At 45.7% G+C, this 20,405-nt stretch carries 15 protein-coding genes and 2 pseudogenes; 8 read left to right on the plus strand and 9 right to left on the minus strand.

The annotated features are described in order from the left end of the window. Positions 1-35: 35 nt before the first annotated feature. From ACNOGP_RS03815 to ACNOGP_RS03835, 5 genes are all read right to left on the minus strand, one after another. Positions 36-989, minus strand: coding sequence for a glycoside hydrolase family 18 (locus ACNOGP_RS03815; RefSeq protein WP_418214107.1), 954 nt, complete (start codon positions 987-989; stop codon positions 36-38). 64 nt (positions 990-1,053) lie between these two features. After that, entirely contained in the window at positions 1,054-2,655 is a 1,602-nt protein-coding gene (locus ACNOGP_RS03820; protein ID WP_418214108.1) for a RagB/SusD family nutrient uptake outer membrane protein, read from the minus strand. Between the two features lie 18 nt (positions 2,656-2,673). Beyond that, entirely contained in the window at positions 2,674-6,018 is a 3,345-nt protein-coding gene (locus tag ACNOGP_RS03825) for a TonB-dependent receptor (RefSeq protein ID WP_418214109.1), read from the minus strand. Positions 6,019-6,193: 175 nt separating this feature from the next. Next, positions 6,194-7,213: a FecR family protein gene (locus tag ACNOGP_RS03830; RefSeq protein ID WP_418214110.1), complete on the minus strand. Its 1,020-nt coding sequence runs from the start codon at positions 7,211-7,213 to the stop codon at positions 6,194-6,196. Positions 7,214-7,270: 57 nt separating this feature from the next. Next, positions 7,271-7,813, minus strand: coding sequence for an RNA polymerase sigma-70 factor (locus ACNOGP_RS03835; protein ID WP_418214111.1), 543 nt, complete (start codon positions 7,811-7,813; stop codon positions 7,271-7,273). Between the two features lie 229 nt (positions 7,814-8,042). Between ACNOGP_RS03835 and ACNOGP_RS03840 the strand changes: the two are divergent. From ACNOGP_RS03840 to ACNOGP_RS03870, 7 genes and pseudogenes are all read left to right on the plus strand, one after another. Further along, positions 8,043-9,998 (plus strand): annotated as a pseudogene (locus tag ACNOGP_RS03840) (DUF2723 domain-containing protein); the annotation flags it as partial. 201 nt (positions 9,999-10,199) lie between these two features. After that, positions 10,200-11,606 (plus strand): annotated as a pseudogene (locus ACNOGP_RS03845) (hypothetical protein); the annotation flags it as partial. 12 nt (positions 11,607-11,618) lie between these two features. Further along, a complete protein-coding gene (locus ACNOGP_RS03850; protein WP_418214112.1) occupies positions 11,619-12,233 on the plus strand; it encodes a polysaccharide deacetylase family protein in 615 nt (204 codons plus the stop codon). A gap of 502 nt (positions 12,234-12,735) precedes the next feature. Next, positions 12,736-12,969 (plus strand): hypothetical protein, encoded by a 234-nt coding sequence (locus tag ACNOGP_RS03855; protein ID WP_032839901.1) that lies wholly within the window; start codon positions 12,736-12,738, stop codon positions 12,967-12,969. Between the two features lie 92 nt (positions 12,970-13,061). Then, positions 13,062-13,559, plus strand: a complete 498-nt coding sequence (locus ACNOGP_RS03860) for a hypothetical protein (RefSeq protein WP_418214113.1) — start codon at positions 13,062-13,064, stop codon at positions 13,557-13,559. 20 nt (positions 13,560-13,579) lie between these two features. Then, positions 13,580-14,215, plus strand: coding sequence for an outer membrane beta-barrel protein (locus ACNOGP_RS03865; protein WP_186966254.1), 636 nt, complete (start codon positions 13,580-13,582; stop codon positions 14,213-14,215). Between the two features lie 133 nt (positions 14,216-14,348). Beyond that, positions 14,349-14,813, plus strand: a complete 465-nt coding sequence (locus tag ACNOGP_RS03870; RefSeq protein ID WP_418214114.1) for a lipocalin family protein — start codon at positions 14,349-14,351, stop codon at positions 14,811-14,813. Between the two features lie 101 nt (positions 14,814-14,914). Here ACNOGP_RS03870 and ACNOGP_RS03875 read toward each other — a convergent pair whose 3' ends face one another. The 4 genes from ACNOGP_RS03875 to kduI form a co-directional block, all read right to left on the minus strand. Beyond that, the gene (locus ACNOGP_RS03875; RefSeq protein WP_418214115.1) at positions 14,915-15,061 is read right to left on the minus strand and encodes a hypothetical protein; all 147 of its coding nucleotides are present in this window, start codon (positions 15,059-15,061) and stop codon (positions 14,915-14,917) included. A 158-nt stretch (positions 15,062-15,219) separates the two neighbouring features. Beyond that, on the minus strand, positions 15,220-16,461 hold the full coding sequence (locus ACNOGP_RS03880) for a DUF4861 domain-containing protein (RefSeq protein ID WP_186966252.1): 1,242 nt from the start codon (positions 16,459-16,461) through the stop codon (positions 15,220-15,222). 104 nt (positions 16,462-16,565) lie between these two features. Beyond that, positions 16,566-17,369: a gluconate 5-dehydrogenase gene (locus tag ACNOGP_RS03885; protein WP_007757062.1), complete on the minus strand. Its 804-nt coding sequence runs from the start codon at positions 17,367-17,369 to the stop codon at positions 16,566-16,568. A gap of 39 nt (positions 17,370-17,408) precedes the next feature. Further along, the gene (kduI, locus tag ACNOGP_RS03890) at positions 17,409-18,251 is read right to left on the minus strand and encodes a 5-dehydro-4-deoxy-D-glucuronate isomerase (RefSeq protein ID WP_287664431.1); all 843 of its coding nucleotides are present in this window, start codon (positions 18,249-18,251) and stop codon (positions 17,409-17,411) included. Between the two features lie 503 nt (positions 18,252-18,754). On the opposite strand from kduI, the gene ACNOGP_RS03895 reads away from it, so the two are divergent. Then, a complete protein-coding gene (locus tag ACNOGP_RS03895) occupies positions 18,755-20,392 on the plus strand; it encodes a glucoamylase family protein (RefSeq protein ID WP_186966251.1) in 1,638 nt (545 codons plus the stop codon). Positions 20,393-20,405 lie beyond the last annotated feature (13 nt).

A 20,405-nucleotide genomic window follows, 5' to 3' on the forward strand; every position in this document is an offset into this window, starting at 1 on the left:
CATATAGATTATTCATCTTTCTTACCCATTCTCTCTTATCTTGATGAGTTCATCATTTGAATAGCCTTTCGGGTGACTTCATAATTCATCCCGGTATGAAAATAGTCATCACCCAGATTATAAATAGCAAGTCCGCCCAAAGGACCGACCGAAATCACACGGTCAGTCATGTTAGCCACAGCGTCTAGTTTATCACCTTCTTCACTGACTAACTTACTCCCTACTTTAGCAGAAAGTAACAATTTATCTTTAGCCAATGCTAAATTATCTATCACATTCGTTACATAAAGTTTTAAATCTACAGCATTTGCAATAGTAGCGGTATTCAACACCACATAATCCAGTTTATCCAAATCGTCAGTATCAACAAATGCAGGATCACCTTCAAATATCAGCAAATCATCATCCCTTAATCCCGCAGATAATTTAGACACGATTAACTTAGCCGCTTCACGACGGGCGGCCTGTTCAGCCTCTGTTCCGCCATAAAGAGGTGTACCTTTAATGGCAAACCCATTCATGCCCAATTGGGAAGCAGTAGCAATAGTCTTGTCTAACCACGCACCCAGTTTGGCGGCATCGGTCAGAGTAGACATTTGGGCTGTATAATCCACCAAATAGAGTACTTTAATGCTCTTTTCCTGTAATAGGAGAATATCCTCGCAGTCATAAGAAGTGAGGCTTTCGGGATGTACCGGAGTTACGATATCCAGTGAATCGGGCAATGAACGGAGGTAGGCACCTTCATTTTTCGGTTTTTCGGCACCATTGTCGAAACTGCCGTAGGTAATAAAATGCTCGCTTTTCCTATAAGTACGCAGTGCTTCCATGTAACGGGCCCAAAGTTCAGGGTTCTGTTCCTTGGCATGCTGCGGGTCAATGTCAACGGTTTTCTGATCCGTCCAGTCGCTGCATGAAGCGGTAGCAAACAATGCCAGTAGCAGGAACAGATAAGTGAAGATGTTAGGAATGGAAATTTTCATATTCATATCTTCTTGTTTTAGTTTCTATATCTTCTTGTTTTTTAGTTTTCACATTTCTTGTGTGATGTTTCTATTGTCTCGGTTTTTTGTCCCACCAAAGGCGGGTAGCACCATTATCGGAACCACCCAGCAAGCCGACGGCCTCTAGAATATACTGACGGTTACCGGAATATTCGCTAGGCGGATACCACAAGCGACGTATCTTAGCTTTAGTATCGTCAATAGTACCACCACTGTTATTCACCACAACAGGCAGTAAATGAGGATAATCTGTGCGACGATATTCGCTCCATGCTTCTACTGTGCAAGGGAACATGGCAATCCATTTCTGGGTAATGATACGCTCCAGATTCCTTTCAGTATATTCGTCACCCTCCTGCCAAGCAATTGTAATGTCGCTGACAGCTCCGGCAGAATAGGTTCCATCCACAGGGTCAGTATAGGCTTGCGGCGTATTGGAAGCATTGGCAGCATAAGCAATAGCATCCGTGGCAGGAAGCCCATACTGCTCGAAGGAAAGAGTGATCGCTTCCTCATACAAGCTCTTGGCATCACCACCCATCGCCCAACCGCGCAATGCGCCTTCGGCACGCAGGAAAGTAACTTCTGCCGCATTCATCCACGGATAAGGACTTGTGGTTGAGATGATCGGCTTGCTGTAACGATCAATCACGCTTTCCTTATTCACCACGTTGATACCGATGCGAATACCTGCAAAACCGGATACATTCACAGGCTTACCATCAACAGTTTCCGGCACTTCCACTTTGGTGAACATCTTGTCCCGGCGAGGATCTTTATATCCGTTCATATAACTGATAAGATCGGCACCCATCCGGTGGTCGGACCAGCCGTTGAAAACCATAGAAGCACGGTTCTCTTCTACTTTCATCTCGGCATTGTCTGTATTTTCAGTGAGAACACCTGCCGCTACTGCCTCCTGTGCTACTCGTTGTGCCGTAGTAGGATCGACATAAGACATACGGATAGCCATACGTAGCTTCAGAGAATTGGTAAACTTGTACCACTTACTGATGTCACCATAATAAACATCATCAAACTTACGGAATGCTTCAGGATTCATCGTGATATTCTCTTTCAGCACCGCAGTCACCTCGTCCAGTTCCTTCAACATCTGCTTATAGACGGCTTCCTGTGAGTCATAGGGAACATTGAGCGAAATGCCGCCCTGCTGATCCACGACCTTGCTGTAAGGGATAGGACCATACATATCCGTCATGCGATGCATGATGGTTACCCGCAGCAGTTTGGCAAGCGCTAGTGCTACAGGATCATCACTCAATTTTAACAAGTCACGGTAAAGCGGATAAGCCTCGATGAAAGTATCCCCATACGTCTTGTCCTGCCAGTCGACAGACGGGTTATAAGTCTCAAATTTATCGGTGCGCACGAGGGTAGTTCCATAATATCCGGCAAACGGACCTGCCGCCAAGGCTTCGATAAACTGATAAAGGTGTTCTTTGGTAGGCACTACCAGTCCCTGCAACCCCCGCAGGGTAGAGCCTATATTATAGTTCCCACGTCCCTGTTCTTCCTTGGTCACTTCGTAATCCTTGCGGTTGATCTCATCGAAGTTGCCCGTACAGGCAGCTCCACCCGCCAGGAGAAGAGTCAGAGAGAATATCTTTAAGAAAGATTTCACTTGTTTCATACGATTCGATTTAATGGGTTAAAAGTTTATTTTCACATTCACACCAATATTGCGGGTACTCGGCAACATGAAGTTATCGATGCCCTGATAGTAATTACCGGTATTGGCCACAGCTTCAGGATCGAAAGGTGCACGGCAATAAATCATCCACAGATTACGACCTACCAGAGAGACGTCGATGTCGCACACACCTCCCAGCCATTTGCGGGGAATGGTATAACCTACACTAGCTTCTTGCAGACGTACATTGGTGGCGCTATAAGTGTAATACTGCGGCAACCCGCTACTATTTCCGATGAGGCTGTAATACGTTTGCGCATCTACCAGCGTACGACCGTTGAGCAACACACCCCCGTTATCACGGGCTTGCGCCGAACGTTCGGACACTCCGTACTGGTCCATTGCCGCCTGGGTAGCGGAATAAGCAATACCTCCGATACGCGCCGTAAAGAGTGCGCTTAGACTGATTCCACGCCATGTGAGGCGGTTATTCCACGCCAGATTGGCTTTCGGGAATACACTGCCCAGCTTAATATCCGGCAGGTTGTCTTCAGTGGTCAGCGTACCGGAAGGATCAATCTCCACCATGCCGTTATTGTCCCGCTTCAGGTCGCTCTGTGTATAAAGATCACCCAGCGTACCCCCTTTCTTCAAGATGAAGCGTGCCTTACCCATTCCGCCTACATCCAGACGATTCTGTGTGATGGGCAGCCCCGTTTCAGGATGAATATAACTAGTCACCAAATCTTTGATCGTATTCTTGTTGTGAGAGAGAGTGAAATTACTTTCCCAATGCAAACTGTTGTTCCAGGTATGTCCGTAGCCCAATGAAAGTTCCACACCGGAGTTGCGCACATATCCTGTCTGGAGATAAATCTTGCTGTAACCGGAAGATACGGAAACTTTCGGATCGAAAGTCTGGTTGAAAGTATTCGCCAGATACCAGGAAAAACCGAGGCTGAAATCCTTGAAGAGACGCATATCCAGTCCCAATTCCCACGAGTTGGTACGTTCGGGCTTCAGGTCTTTGATAGGATAGTGAGTTTTGGGTTTCCATTGCTGGTTGGCCTCATCGTATTCGTAAGTAGGAGACGTCAGGTTACGAGGATAAGGCATACCAACGGAACTGAAAGAACCGCGTACTTTCATGTAGTCGATAAATTCCGGCAAGGTCAACATCTCGGAGATAACACCGGAAAGACCTACGGAAGGATAGAAGAAACAGGGCGTAGAGGAATTGGCGAGTTGCGAAGCCCAGTCGTTACGTCCGGTCAGTGTAAGGTAGAGCATGCTCTTCCAGCCCACTTCCACACTGGCAAAGACAGATTGCGTCTGTTCCTGCCATTCATCCTGACGGGCTTTTTTCTTTGTGTTATCGAGGTCGAACACATTAAACACATTCGGTATTCCCTTTTCACGAATTGGTCCACGATAGCTGAAATCCTCGTATCTGTTGTTCACAATGCTGGCACCTACGTTTGCCACCAGAGAAAAGTCTGCAAAACGCTTGTTGATATTAGCAAGCACATCGGCATACGTCTGTGTTTCATCCGGTTTGGAAATGGTGTAGTGTCCCTGCTCGCTCTCTTCGGTGATAGTCAGGTTGGAGCTGGCGTAAAGCTTCTGTTCATACTTGGTGTGGGTGTTATCCACACGTACACGCCCCGATATATTCAGCCAGTCGGTAATGTCATAGCTTAATTGAGCAGACAGCATATAGCGCTTCTTCTGATTCAGGCGCAGATTACGGTAGGCAATCCAGTAAGGATTCTGCATACGATAGTCACCTTCCCCCTGCGGCCAGAACATAGTGTTGATCTTACGTGCCGGATCCCACCGCTCGAACACCTTGACAAGCTCGAAGTCATCGCCCCGCGGGAAAAGATAAACAGGCACAATGGGATTGGAATAAATACCCTGATTGGTCATGTTACGGTCGTTCTGAATGATATAACTGGCTCCTACGTCAAGCTTCATCCGGTCGTTAAGGAAGTTCGTCGTATTACGGAAAGTAAAATTAAAACGGTTATAACGATTGTTGGGTACAATGCCCTGGGAATTTACCGATGCCACCGAAAAGAAAGTCTGATTCTTCTCCGTACCGGTAGAAAGGGTGACGGAATTGGTGAAGATAAGTCCCGTATCAAAGAAATCCTTCGGTTCATAATTAGTGCGTGAAGCGTCATTCAACTTCGCTCCCCAACTTAGGATCGTAGAGCCTCCGTCTTTTCCCCGGCTTCCCGTTCCGTAACGGTTCTGAAATTCAGGGAGCACGAAAGGACGGGCAAACTCGGTATTACTGTTCACCGTCACCTGCAACTTACCCACTTGTCCGCGCTTGGTAGTGATAACGATTGCACCATTGGCGGCATTACTACCGTATAGGGCGGCAGCGGCAGCGCCCGTCAGTACGGAGATGCTCTCAATATCGTCCGGATTGATGTCGGCGATACTTTCCGTAACACCTCGTGAATCAAATTCCATTCCACCTCCACCGCCAAAGTTGTACATCGGTATACCGTCAATGACATAAAGCGCATTACTGCTCTGTTCGATAGACTTTGCACCACGCATCACCACCTTGCTGGCTCCACCCACACCTGAAGAACTACTGTTGATAGTGACACCTGCCACTTTACCATTCAGGCTGTTGATGAAATTAGCATCTTTAATGCCGGAAATTTCGTCTGCTTTCACCTGTTGCACATTATAACTCAATGCTTTCTGCTCGCGTTTGATGCCGAGGGCGGTCACGACTACTTCGTTGAGTTGTTCCACAGCAGTGGCAAGCGTCACATTATACACGCTTTTATCTGTCACTTTCACGTTTTGAGAAGTATAACCTATATAGGTGAAATTGAGTATGCTACCCACCGGAGCTTCGATGGAATAGCCTCCATCTATATCCGTAATGACTCCACCGGCAGAACCTTGTACCTGGATATTGACACCGATAAGCGGTTCGCCCGCTTCATCCGTCACTTTTCCTTTGATTTGTTTGCCGGAAGACGTCTTTTCCTGTACCGGTTGGGGAATAATTTTAATGTATTTACCTTTCAATTCGTAGGTGAAGCCTGTACCTTTCAGGATGGTAGAGAGAGAATAATCCAGTCCGGCTTTGTCCAGATTGAGATTGAGGGCAGGTTTGTCACGCAGCAGTGAGTTGTTGTATCCAATGGACAATCCCGACTGCTTTTCCACTTTCTTCAATGCTTCAATGATTGTGATATTGTTCTCACGGATGGTGATCCGCACATCATTTTGAGCAAAAGCTGTTACTTGTAGCAAAAATAAGCTGAAAAAGAGTAGAAAACTTCTTCTTACACCTCGCTTATCCGCTATAAATGTGTAATTTTGTAGCATTAACTTTTAAGTATTAGTTTGTTAACTAGGTTGTTATTCACATAGATCAGATCAACAGAGTGTAACACTCTGATGCGGAAAAGTTGATTATTTCATATCCGGGATGGAGTGGCGCTCCGTTCCGGATACTTTTTTCTCATGGGCGGTTATTGTGTTTTTTAAGTTATTGATTTAGTTATTTTGACTTCTTATTCCCTTTCTGTGTAATATAACACTTATCTCCTTCTATCTTGAATTTCAGATTGCCCGCCACGTCGACAATGATATCCATGACTTCGGCTAAAGGTGCCTTATCCTTAAAACGGAAACTCAAACGGTCTTTTTTCAGATTGCTCAAGCTGTAGACAAACGTATAATCATATTTCCGTTCCAATACGCGTATAATATCCTCCACCGTCATTTCGTTGAATACCAGTTCGTCCCGCTGCCAGGCGGTGACATCTGCCATGTCAGGGCGCAATACCCGGAACCGGCGGCTCTCTTTGTCATACGCCAACTGTTCGTTAGGCTGCAATATAGTCTGCCGGGTCAGATTTTCCCATTCCACCAATACACTGCCCGACAACAGTGCCGTACTGATTTCCACATTCTCGGGATAAGCACTGACATTGAATTCCGTTCCTAAAGCAGTCACCTGAAAATCATCCGACTTCACAATAAAAGGGTGCTTCTTGTCAGGCTTCACTTTAAAATTAGCTTCACCAACCAAGTAAACACAGCGTTTTTTTCCCGTGAATTGTTTTGGATATAATAAGGTACTTTTCGAGTTCAACTGAACCTGACTACCATCCGGAAGAGAAAGATGCCGCATCCCGGCCACCGGAACAAATTCCTGTATAAGATCATTCTCTGTTCTCTCCGCCTGCATCACCAGATAACCCAAGGATGCAACCAGCAATAGCAGAACAGCTGCAATGGATTGCCAAACACGTAATACACGGATTTTATGATTAGGAGCGACAGGAACTGAAGAAGCTGTGTAAAGCCCATTATTCCGTTTCCAACGTTGAAGCTCTTTCTCCACGTGAGGCACTTCACCCATAGCGTGCGCTGCCGTCCAGATTTCTTTTAAAGCTTTATCTTTCTCTACGGCATGCTCCCTGTCCGTCAGCCATCCATAAAAATTCTGCCGGATAGTTTCCGAATAAGTATTCTTAGTGAACGAGGTCAGTATCTGCCGAAAATAATTCTTCATATAGTTGTGCTATTAGTAGTGAATACATATATAGCACGACACAACTATGAAGACTACTCAAATGAAATGAAGAAAAAATAAAATATATACGATTTTTTTTAGTTCGAGCAGGGAAAGATAGATTTGACGCTCTACGGTACGTACCGAAATATCGAGCTTTTCCGCAATTTCCAGATTACTCATTCCCTGGATACGGCTCATCTCGAAAATCAACCGGCGACGCTCGGGAAACTGTTCGATGGTCATTTGCAAGGCTAATTGCACTTCTTTATAATAAATCGCGTCCAGCGTACCATCCGACGGAGACAAATCCTTGAAAAGACTTTCTTCCATCTGTTCCTGTTGGTAAGACCGCTCTATCCGCTTATGTTTGAGAAAATCAAAAATGGCATGTTTGGTCATAGCATAGATATATTTGTCTATCCCGAGGTTGTCCTGCCAAATCTGAGGTTTGGTCCACAGCCGCGTGAAGACATCCTGAGCTATGTCATCCGCATCTTGTCCCGATTTAAGGAGCATGAAGGCAAAATTCTTCACCAGCGAATAATGTGCCTTGAAGACCAGATCGAATTCTTGTTCCAGCTTTATATTGTTGTCCATGACATCACAAGTGTTTGTTGCTAGCGAACAAAAGTAGAAAAATAAATCAAGAACTGAAGTGGATTAGGTAGAAGAAAAACAAAAAACAGAATATTTGACTACAGAAAAAATGTTCCCCACCGAGAGCCCTTATACTTAATAAATCTTACTTTCTTCTGCATTATGCAGTTAAATCACTATCTTTGCGACCGCATAACCTGTTTTTAACGAATAAACTACCATAGTGCTAATGAAACAGTACAGAACCGTAAACAACCTCATGGGTTGGCTTACATTCATCATTGCGGCAACAGTCTACTGCATGACGATAGAACCGACCGCAAGTTTCTGGGATTGCCCTGAGTTTATAACTACCGGCTATAAATTGGAAGTCGGACACCCGCCCGGCGCACCTTTCTTCATGCTGATGGCGAATCTTTTTACACAGTTCGCTTCTGACGTAACGACAGTTGCGAAAATGGTGAACTACATGAGCGCCCTGATGAGCGGTGCCTGTATCCTGTTCCTTTTCTGGAGTATTACCCACCTGGTTCGCAAGCTTATCATCACCGACGAGAACAACATTACCAAAGGGCAGCTTATCACCATTATGGGCAGCGGGCTGGTCGGTGCACTGGTATATACATTCAGCGACACATTCTGGTTCTCCGCCGTAGAAGGTGAAGTATACGCTTTCTCCTCCCTGTTCACCGCAGTCGTTTTCTGGCTGATTTTGAAATGGGAAGACGTGGCCGACCAACCGCACAGCGACCGCTGGATTATCCTGATCGCCTATCTGACCGGCTTAAGTATCGGCGTACACTTGCTGAACCTTCTCTGTCTGCCTGCCATCGTACTGGTATACTACTACAAGAAAACTCCGAACGCTACTGCAAAAGGCTCTTTGATAGCCCTACTCGGTTCAGGCGTATTGGTAGCCGCCGTACTCTACGGCATTGTGCCGGGTATTGTGAAAGTAGGCGGATGGTTCGAACTGCTGTTTGTCAACGGATTCGGAATGTCGTTCAATTCCGGCGTTGTAGTTTATATCGTCCTGCTTGCAGCCGCCTTGATCTGGGGAGTATACGAAAGCTACACCGAAAAGAACAAGACACGCATGGCTATTTCATTCATCTTGACGATTGCCTTGCTGGGTATCCCGTTCTACGGTCATGGTCCAAACAGTATCGTTATCGGTATTCTGGTCATTGCCGCTTTGGGCATTTATCTTGCTCCGAACGTACAGGCTAAAATCAAAGAAAAATGGCGTATTTCCGCACGCACCATGAACACAGCCATGCTGTGCACCATGATGATCGTAATCGGATATTCTTCATACGCGCTGATTGTCATCCGTTCCACCGCCAACACTCCGATGGATCAGAACTCGCCGGAAGACATCTTCACGCTAGGCGAATATCTCGGCCGTGAGCAATACGGGACACGTCCGCTTTTCTACGGTCCTGCTTTCTCTTCAAAAGTAGCGCTTGACGTAAAAGATGGCTATTGCATCCCCCGCCAGTCGGAAACGGGCAGCAAGTATGTCCGCAAAGAGAAGACTTCTCCCGACGAGAAAGACTCTTACATCGAACTTCCGGGACGTATCGAGTACGAATATGCGCAGAATATGCTCTTCCCACGCATGTACAGTTCCTCACACGCCCAACTTTACAAGCAATGGGTGGACGTGAAAGGCCATGATGTGCCATACGACCAATGCGGGGAAATGGTAATGGTAAATATACCTACCCAGTGGGAAAATATCAAATTCTTCTTCACCTATCAGTTGAACTTCATGTACTGGCGTTATTTCATGTGGAACTTTGCCGGACGGCAGAATGACATACAGGGTAGCGGGGAGATAGAACACGGCAACTGGATCACCGGTATCCCGTTCATAGATAACATACTTGTAGGCAACCAGGAATTGCTTCCGCAAGATCTCAAGGACAACAAAGGGCACAATGTATTCTACTGTCTGCCGTTGATTCTCGGATTGATCGGACTCTTCTGGCAGGCTTACCGCAACCAGCGTGGTATCCAGCAATTCTGGGTAGTATTCTTCCTGTTCTTCATGACAGGCATCGCCATCGTGCTCTATCTCAACCAGACACCCGCACAGCCTCGTGAACGTGACTATGCGTATGCCGGTTCGTTCTATGCTTTCGCTATCTGGGTCGGTATGGGAGTGGCAGGACTGATTCAGTGGTGCTCAAGAATGAAACCCGAACAACGCCTCATCGCAGGAGCTACGGAAGAAGAAGCCGAGAAGATTAGAAAAACGCTGGAAGAGAAAAGAGCGAAGTTTATCACGGAAGAAGAAGAGGCCGAGCTGCAATATAAGCTCGACTCGCTATACGAAACTTACGTCCCGTACAAACCGTCTGCAGCAATGGCGTGTATCCTTTCCATCATCTGTTTGCTTGTCCCCATACAAATGGCAAGCCAGACGTGGGATGATCACGACCGTAGCGGCCGTTTCGTGGCACGTGACTTCGGGCAGAACTACCTGATGACCCTGCAGGAAAAAGGTAACCCGATCATCTACACGAACGGTGATAACGATACCTTCCCCTTGTGGTACAATCAGGAAACAGAAGGCTTCCGCACAGATGCCCGTACCTGCAACCTAAGCTACCTGCAAACGGATTGGTATATCGATCAGATGAAACGTCCGGCATACGATTCTCCATCGCTCCCTATCACTTGGGACCGTGTGGAGTATGTGGAAGGACAAAATGAATATATCCCGGTACGTCCGGAAATGAAAGCCTTCATCGACAGTTACTTCAAGCAAGCTAACGAATTGGCAGCCAAAGGAGATACGACCATATTATCGCTCGTACACTCCATCTTCGGTGAGAACCCTTATGAACTGAAGGAAATCATCAACCGCTGGATGCTCGGCAAAAACGACCAGCTGAAGGAGCTTCTCAAAAAGACCGGAAAGGATATACAGCTCCCGCTGATTCCAACCGACAGTATCGTGATGAAGATAGACGAAGAAGCTGTACGCCGCTCCGGCATGAAGATACCGGAAGCTTTGGGCGACTCTATCCCCGAATATATGACGATCACCCTCAGAGACGCCAATGGGAGCCCGAAACGTGCGCTCTACAAGAGTGAGCTGATGATGCTCGAAATGCTCGCTAACGCCAACTGGGAACGTCCTATCTATATGGCAATCACCGTAGGCGGAGAGAACCATTTGGGTATGGGTAATCACTTCACGCAGGAAGGTCTCGCCTACCGCTTCACTCCATTCGATACGGAAAAGCTGGACAGCAAGATTGACAGCGAAAAGATGTACGACAACCTGATGAAAAAGTTCAAGTTCGGCGGCATCGACCAGCCGGGCATATACATCGACGAGAACGTGATGCGTATGTGCTACACACACCGTCGCATCTTCACGCAACTCGTAGGGCAGCTCATCAAAGAGGGCAAGAAAGATAAGGCACTCGCTGCGCTCGACTATGCAGAGAAGATGATTCCGGCTTATAACGTGCCGTATGACTGGGCAAACGGTGCTTTCCAAATGGCAGAATCTTACTATCAATTAGGTCAGAACGAGAAGGCCAACAAGATCATTGACGACCTTGCCAACAAGTCACTCGAATATATGATCTGGTATCTCAGTCTGAACGATAGCCAGCTTGCCATTGCCGGAGAGAATTTCGTATATAACGCAAGCTTGCTTGACGCGGAAATTCGCTTAATGGAGAAATACAAATCAGAAGAACTCGCAAAACATTACTCCGAGCAACTCGACCAATTATACAACGAGTACGTGACGAGAATGAAAGGGAAATAGTAATTTAGTACAATGTTTATAGAACAACCACCTTGGTTTTTCCGGGCGTTGTATCCACAAGCAATCTTCCGGATGGATCCGAACGTACGGGCAGTCTATCTGACTTTCGACGACGGACCCATCCCGGAGGTTACTCTTTGGGTATTGGATTTATTGGAAAAACACCACATCAAAGCTACCTTTTTCATGGTAGGCGACAATATACGCAAGCACCCGGATGAATATCGAATGGTAGTAGAGCGCGGACACCGCATCGGCAACCACACATTCAACCATATTCGCGGATTTGAGTATTCCAATCCGGACTATCTGGCAAATGCCAAGAAAGTAGACGAGATTATCCATTCAGACCTATTCCGTCCGCCACACGGGCACATGGGTTTCCGGCAGTACTATACGCTCCGCCACCACTATCGCATCATCATGTGGGACCTCGTAACCCGCGATTACAGTAAATGTATGCGTCCCGAGCAGGTATTGGACAACGTGAAACGCTATGTACGTAACGGTTCTATCATTACCTTCCACGACTCACTGAAATCTTGGAACAACGGGAATTTACAATATGCCCTACCCCGTGCCATCGAATTCCTAAAGGCAGAAGGATACGAGTTTAAAGTATTCTAGGATATCGCATAAATGACTCTGATTATATGCTTTGAATTACATAAATCGTATAATTCAAAGCATATATTCCCTCCTATCCTATCATAATCTCATTTTTTTATTTACATTTGCAACGGTCTCTTCCGCAGAAAGCCTTCGGGTGGTGAGGGGGAGCCGTTTTTATATTGAGAAGACGTTTACAAGCGTTTGTCATTGGTGTTCAAAACTTCGCAAATTTCGTTCTACCGGAATGACGAGCTGCAACGAAGACGTCCTCCTGATGTGTGCTTATATACATCCGTGCCTCGCTTTGAGAAACAAAGAGAGGCTGCGGGTGTTGTACATATCGGCGTGGGCTTTCTGCGTTGTTCGTTCCCGGTAGCTGGCATTGCGAAGGCCTTGAACACGGAACGGACGAAGGTAAGATTCCCGCGCCTTTTCCATATATATTCTTCCAAAGTTACATTTACTAAAATTAGTTCACCTACGGGAATCTGGGCGAAACACACAGCGTTGTATGGATATGATTCATGCAGGACAGCTTATCGAACGTATTCTTCACGACCAAGGACGTAGCGTCACTTGGTTCGCTGCTCAATTGTGTTGTACCCGCCCCAATGTCTATAAAATATTCCACAAAGAGAATATTGATATCCAACTGCTTTGGCGTATATCCTGCATCCTCAATCACGACTTCTTCAGAGACTTGTCTGATACGATCAACCTCATCCCTCCTACAAACACTGTCTCCAAATAGGCGACATATTTGTCGCCCTTTAGGAACTACCCGTTTCCCCTTTGTTATGTTCCTTTCACATACCTTTGCGACATATTAACAAAACTCACAGAATGATGAAGATGAAAAAGCTAATTCTATTAATTGCATTGATTCTCGGTTGTACATTGGAGAGCTATGCTCAAAAGTCAACATTTCAGTTTCGTGACGCACAATCGCGTGCAGGTGATGCAGTAAGCGAAGTATGTGTAAAACCTGTAGTAGCGGAAGTCAGGCTGCTGGGAGGAGAGACTCCCAAACGACAAGTATTCACCTATAACTTCACACGTGAAGAAGTAGAAATCGGATTGAAAGGAGAGTTGGGCAATGTCCGTTCATGGGCTACTTATAAGGCTAACGAAGATGCCGGTAGCGACGTTATCATGGCAGCCACCTATAAGGTGGAAACTAACGATGAAGGAGGCTACACAGTAACAGTAGTAGGCTTCCCTGCCGTTTTTAGTAAATGGTACACCGCCACTAAGGACGATTATGAATGGATAAGGATAAAGAAACTCGCTCCTACCGATGAGAAAGGGGTAATAGCACCGGTCGTAAAAACCAATAATTAACTATTAAAACATAAGAAACAATGAAAAAAGTATTATCAATCGTAGCTGCACTTCTCTTATGTGTAGGCACACAGGCACAGATCGTATCATCCAGAAGTTCCATTGTAAGAACAGAAAAAGAGCCATCTAGTACATTATGGTTTCTACGTGCCGGATTAAACGTTATGAATGTTTCCGGAGACGGAGCCGAAGGACTCGATTCCAATATTGGCTATAACGCTACAGTTGGCTATCAAAAGCCATTAGGCAGTTCCGGAGGTTATTGGGGAATGGAATTTGGCTTGGGTTCTCGTGGATTCAAGGAAGATGACACAAAATGCATTGCCCATAATATCCAATACTCTCCGTTTACTTTCGGATGGAAATTCGAAGTAGCAGATAACATTAAGATTGATCCTCATGCAGGAGTTTACGCCAGCTATGACTATACCAGCAAAATGAAAGGAGATGGAGAAAGTATCAGTTGGGGAGATTTTGCCGATTATTTAGATGTTGACTACAATCATTATGATGTAGGCATGAATATTGGCGTAGGAGTATGGTATAGCCGTTTCAACTTGGATCTTACTTATCAACGTGGATTCATAGACACATTCAGTGATCTCGGCAGTAACAAGACCAGCAACTTTATGATTCGTTTGGGTGTAGCATTCTAAACTCTGCCAACAAGATTATAAGAAGAGTAAAATCAAACCTTTCAATATCATTTTTATTCAGCATTCATGTTCTCCTCTCTCCGTAAGAAGAGACGTGAATGCTGTTTTTTCAAATCACTCAAAACGAATTAATATGAAAACATTATGGAAACTGGCTACTTGCGTAGCCGTAGTATTATTATCATTCAGTATGTATTCCTGTGGCGACGATGACGAAGACTCCATCGGATCAGTAGATGAATTAGTAGGAATGTGGGAAGTCGTCGAACATAGCGGATATGAAATAGAAGACGGCGAACGTGAAGAGGACAATCCATCATACTATGTCGGCAGACGATATGAACTGAAATCTGATATGACCTTCAATAGTTACTCCAGAGGAAGCAGTAACCCTAGTGAAACCGGTAAATGGGAGTTAAAAAACGGCTCTGTCCATCTTATCTTCTATTATCCGAATGACGGTGGATACGATTATGAGGATCCGGATATTATGAAAATTGTAGAGATATCCGCTGACAAACTTGTATGGGAATATCATTGGAAAGAAACCGGATGGGAATTATACGAAAAAGAGACTCTGAAGAAAATCGCTCAATAAGCAACGTATCCATTCCAGGCGGATACCACATGAATAGACGTATCTTGTTCTTTCCATTCGGCTTCTGTCTATACTGGAACGGTAGTATCTTATATTTTCTTTCACAAGTGAATTCCGTAATCTGTTTTTAGTCTTTCTTTCTTAGAAAGAAATAAGCAAAAGTTTCTTTCCTGCAAAGAAACGAGGGCAAAAAGTAAATCAGCAAATGGAATATTATCAAACAATATATCAGGAAGTTCTCTTGACATACAAGCAGCTATTAGCTATCATACAGGCTATTAGAATATGCCGCATAGAGTATTAACACCTGTCGTCTCAGGTATTAACACTTAATATATAGGCTGTTAATACCTGAGACGACAAGTATTAACAGCCTACAAACAAGGTATTTTATACCAAAAACAGTTTAATAAGCCACAGTCAACGGTGTGCGTACTTTCTGTGCATATTGGGACATATATTCATTCCAGGCTTCTGCCGTCTTGATAGCAGCTTTATCCCACGCAGATCCCCAGTAATAAGTATATTCCGAACCCGGTTCATATTCGCTGACAGCCAGCACGTGACCATCGGCCCCACCACGTTCTTTCTTTTCCTTCTCCTGGAAAAGAACTACTTTAGCATCCTTCACCTGTGCAGGGAACGCAGCACCAACAAAGATTTTGCCGTTTCCACCACTACGGTCGGTTGTAGGATCGACATAAGTGATATAGCCATTCGCAGCATCCGCCATCGTTACTCCATCCGGTTCGCGCAGAACCAATCCTGTAGCCACAGGCATTGTTTCTTTCAAATTGGTGTACGAAATCACCGCTTTGTTCAAATACGAGCCTGCATCCAGCGAAATTACACGCGTTTCCACTACACCGGAATCTCCACGAACCACCAGCGGATTAAATTCCAGCTTCGCAGTGAAACGCAACGGACCATTATCAAGGATTTCCTGTGTACGATAGCAGTAAGGATAGACAATCGTATCACCCTCCATCAAAGCCGACGTACCGCAGCCCAACGTAGGACCTACCGCATAGCAATCCATTCCGTAACCATGATCAACGTGATAAGAGATGGCACGTTGAAGTTCGGCAGCCGCCTTGGGATCCGTTTTCTTCAGTTCGGCAATCTTCGCACGCTTCTCCGGGTTGAGCTCTTCGGCATAAAGAGCTTCCAAGATCGGTTCGGTAGTATTATACTTCGTGAAAAGGTCATAACCGAATCCACGCTCGTTTCTTGCCTGCAAAGCAGGACCATACGCACGGAAACCTACCAAGTCATTCTCCCAAGCAAGGTCATCAAGACGCTCGGGGTAATATTTACCGCAAGCAATCACATTAAAGGCTTCCGGAGCACCCGGCTGAATGGTATAAGTAGCCGTACCATTAGCTTTCACCGTAGCCGGGAAAATAACCTTTTCATCGTATGTCACCTGATAGGGAACCTGCTGTCCGTCCGCATCAAGCACTACAATCTGTGCCGTGTCCGCCAGTTTCAACTTCGCAACCACATCGCTCATCGGTACTTCCACCATCTCCCCTGTACGCTCTAAAGCCAAAGGATTGGTCACTGTAACCGTCATTGCCTGTTTGCTGTCAGCACAGGAAGCAACTCCCATCAAGACTGCAGCAACCAGAATTAATATCTTCTTCATGATTAATCTACATTGAATGAATAATAAAAAGATAAGGTGACAGACGAAAAGAGGAAGCTCTTTACCATTCTATCACCTTATCGGAATATCTCGTTATCTCACTATTATTTCGGTTGTTTTCCGATATAAGCAAGGATACCACCGTCTACGTAAAGGATATGACCGTTGACAGCGTTAGAAGCTTCAGAAGCAAGGAATACGGCAGGACCTGTCAGTTCTTCCGGATTCAGCCAACGACCGGCCGGAGTCTTAGCGCAGATGAATGAATCGAACGGGTGACGGCTTCCGTCTGCTTGCGGCTCACGAAGAGGAGCAGTTTGCGGAGTAGCGATGTAACCCGGGCCGATACCGTTACATTGGATGTTGTATTCACCATATTCAGAGCAGATATTGCGAGTCAGCATTTTCAGACCACCCTTAGCGGCAGCGTATGCAGATACAGTCTCACGTCCCAATTCAGACATCATAGAGCAGATGTTGATGATCTTACCTGCACGTTTCTCCATCATTGCGGGCAAAACAGCCTTAGAAACGATGAACGGGGCGTTCAGGTCGATGTCAATCACCTTACGGAAATCAGCGGCTTCCATTTCGTGCATAGGCACACGACGGATGATACCTGCATTATTAACAAGAATATCAACTGTACCTACTTCTTTCGCGATAGTGGCAACCATAGCCTGTACAGCCGGTTCGTCTGTTACATCACATACATAACCGTGAGCTTTGATACCTTTTGCAGCGTATGCAGCCATACCTTTGTCCACCAACTCCTGATTGATGTCGTTGAAACAAATAGTAGCACCTTGTTCTGCGAATGCAGAAGCGATTGCAAATCCGATACCGTAAGAAGCACCTGTAACGAGAGCTACTTTACCTTCCAAAGAAAAATTCAAAAACTGATTCATAATTTTTTGTTATTAAATTAGGAAAATTATTGTAGTTGTTTATTTCAAGTCTGTTATCAATGAGAAATCTTGATCTCCGTAGTCGAGGTTCTCGCCGCCCATGCCCCAGATAAAGGTATAATTGTGGGTAGCGGCAGCCGAGTGGATAGACCATTCGGGTGAAAGCACCGCCTGATCGCCTTTCATCCATACGTGGCGCGTTTCGTCCACTTCGCCCATAAAGTGACAGATAGCATGGTCTTCGGGAATTTCAAAGTAGAAATAAGCCTCCATACGACGACTGTGTACGTGAGCAGGCATGGTATTCCATACACTTCCCGGAGCAAGTTCCGTCATACCCATCTGCAATTGGCAGGTAGGAAGCACCTGATTCACCAGCATTTTATTGATGTTACGATGATTGGACCCTTCCAGAGAACCCATCTCGGCAACGACTGCATCGGCTTTCGTCACTTTGCGGTCAGGATAGTTGCGGTGTGCAGTCAGCGAGTTGAAGTAGAACTTAGCCGGATGGGCAGCGTCCTTACTTTCAAAGGTCACCTCACGATCACCCGAACCCAGATAAAGGGCTTCTTTATAATCAAGTTCAAATACCGCATCGCCTGCTTTTACAATACCGGGACCTCCCACATTGAAGATACCCATTTCACGGCGGGTCAGGAAGAACGGAGCTTTCAACGGATCAATCGCTTCAAGCTTCAGCATCTCACCAACAGGAAGCGCGCCACCTACCACCATACGGTCGTACATGGAATACACCATATTTACTTCATTGGGGACAAATATCTTTTCGATTAAAAAATCTCTACGGATTCTTGCGGTATCATAACTTTTTGCATCTTCGGGATGCGCGGCATAGCGAATTTCATAGTTCGTTTTCATACTTTATTTATTTATAGTTATTGAATAAGCCTCTCTGCTAAATGCACGTCGTTTACGTACACGATGCAAAAATAGCAAAAGAAAACGGGTTAACATTACAATTTTGTTCCAATTATCCATCAAAAATGTCCAGAAACGTTGCAATGTACACTTTTTTAACGAACTATAATACGTTTCGGAGGAAATTTTTACTTAAAGCGAAAAGAGTATTGTATTTTTTAAGACTACCGGCAAAAAACAAACAAGATACAAAATCAGGTCTGAATACATGCCGTATCATCATCAAATAACTAAACAGCGCATAAAAACGAATGAAATGGACAGCAGGAAACAAAAGACAAATAGCAGATACACACAACTCATACACAATCACTTATCTACCAATGTAGTATAGAAATAGTAGTAAAAAGATTCTCTTTTTTCATACTGACGTATTCGATACGACGTCCGGAATTTGAGTAGAAAGCAAGAAAAGCTTTACTTTGCTCAAAAAATAAAAAGCTATGAATCACTTCCTATTAACAAAAACAGTATTCAGTCTTCTTCTGATGTGTAGCCTATATATATCAGGGTATGCAGCAACACCCGCACGGGCTACTTCGACTTTCTCATACGAACCCGACTCCGTACGCAAAGTGCTGGAGCAGGAACAGCGTGCCGCATTCAATCATTTCTGGCAGTTTGCCAACAAGCAGACAGGTATGATTCATGCCAGCGCCAACGTCAACAACAAGAATCTGACTACCGGAGGAAGCGGTTTTGGCGTCATGGTGATACTGACGGGAATAGAGCGGGGATGGATTAGCCGCGAAGCGGGCGCCAAACGTATCCTGTCCTTAGTACGCTATCTCAACAAGGCAGACCGCATCAAAGGCGCATGGTCGCATTGGATGAACGCAGAAGGTGAGCCCGTGAAGTTCGGCAAACAGATAGAAGCCGGAGATCTCGTAGAAACTTCCTTTATGATGATGGGGTTGTATGCCGCCCAAGCTTACCTGACAGAAAACAATTCCGTCGAAAAAGAGATACGGAAAACGGTAGACAGCTTCCGCAAGACCATACAATGGAGCGATTTCGTGCACAACGGAGAGTTATATTGGCTGTGGGAACGCACGAACGGAGCGTATACCTTACCGCTACATGGATACAATGAAGCGCTGGTGACCTACATTCTTGCTTTGGGTGCACCGGATAAGTACGCCATCGGTGCCGATATATACAAGAACGGATGGCAACAGAACGGAAAGATATGCAAACCCAACCGTGTGCATTACGGTTATCCTTTTGTCATGGGAGCCCAATTGAGCGGCCCTCTGTTCCTGTCCCATTATTCATTTCTAGGGATAAACCCCAAAACGATGCAGGATGAATACGTAGACTATCAGCAATACGGAACGTACCACGCCATGATACACAGGCATTATTGCATGGAAGTGGCTCCCAAAGAATACCGGTATGACGCGTTCAACTGGGGACTAAGTGCCGGTTCCGGACCGAACCAGCCCGTCAAGAAAGGGTATAAGCCGCGCACTCCGAAGAGGGATGATGGCGTGATAGCTCCTACCGCCGCCCTCTCGTCCATGCCTTACACGCCTTTCTATTCCATACAGATGTTGCTCAACCTGCATTATAACTGCCCGAAGCTGCACACTCCGGGAGGATTCGGAGACGGTTACAGCCTTGTAGACGACTGGTATTTCAAAGGCAGAATCGCCATCGACCAGGCCCCTATCGTTATCATGATAGAGAACTACCGCAGTGGTTTCCTATGGAAGCTGCTCGCCAATCATCCCGACATCAGGAAAGGTATGGAAAAAGCAGGCATTCATCTGCCCGTCCATCCCACAGGTTTCCCGTATGCCATTGCGGACACACGCACGGGCTATTACGATATGCTCCGTCACCCCGACCGCAAAATGTACGAACTGGATTTCTATCTGGAGGAAGCCGGACAAGTGTCATTCCAGATCTGCAATGAGGCAGGCACAAAAGTGCTTTCGGAGATTCCCGCAAAGAAGTACCCGAAAGGCCTCAACCAACTCTCGTTCGACCGTAGCGGATTGAAAGATACGCAACGCTGTATCATCCGTCTGCAAGAAAATGGGCAACCGAAAGCAGAAGTAAAAGTCCAACTGAATTAATTCCCTCTGATTG

Origin of the sequence: Bacteroides difficilis, assembly GCF_048319815.1 — a bacterium.
Taxonomy (GTDB): domain Bacteria; phylum Bacteroidota; class Bacteroidia; order Bacteroidales; family Bacteroidaceae; genus Bacteroides; species Bacteroides zhangwenhongii.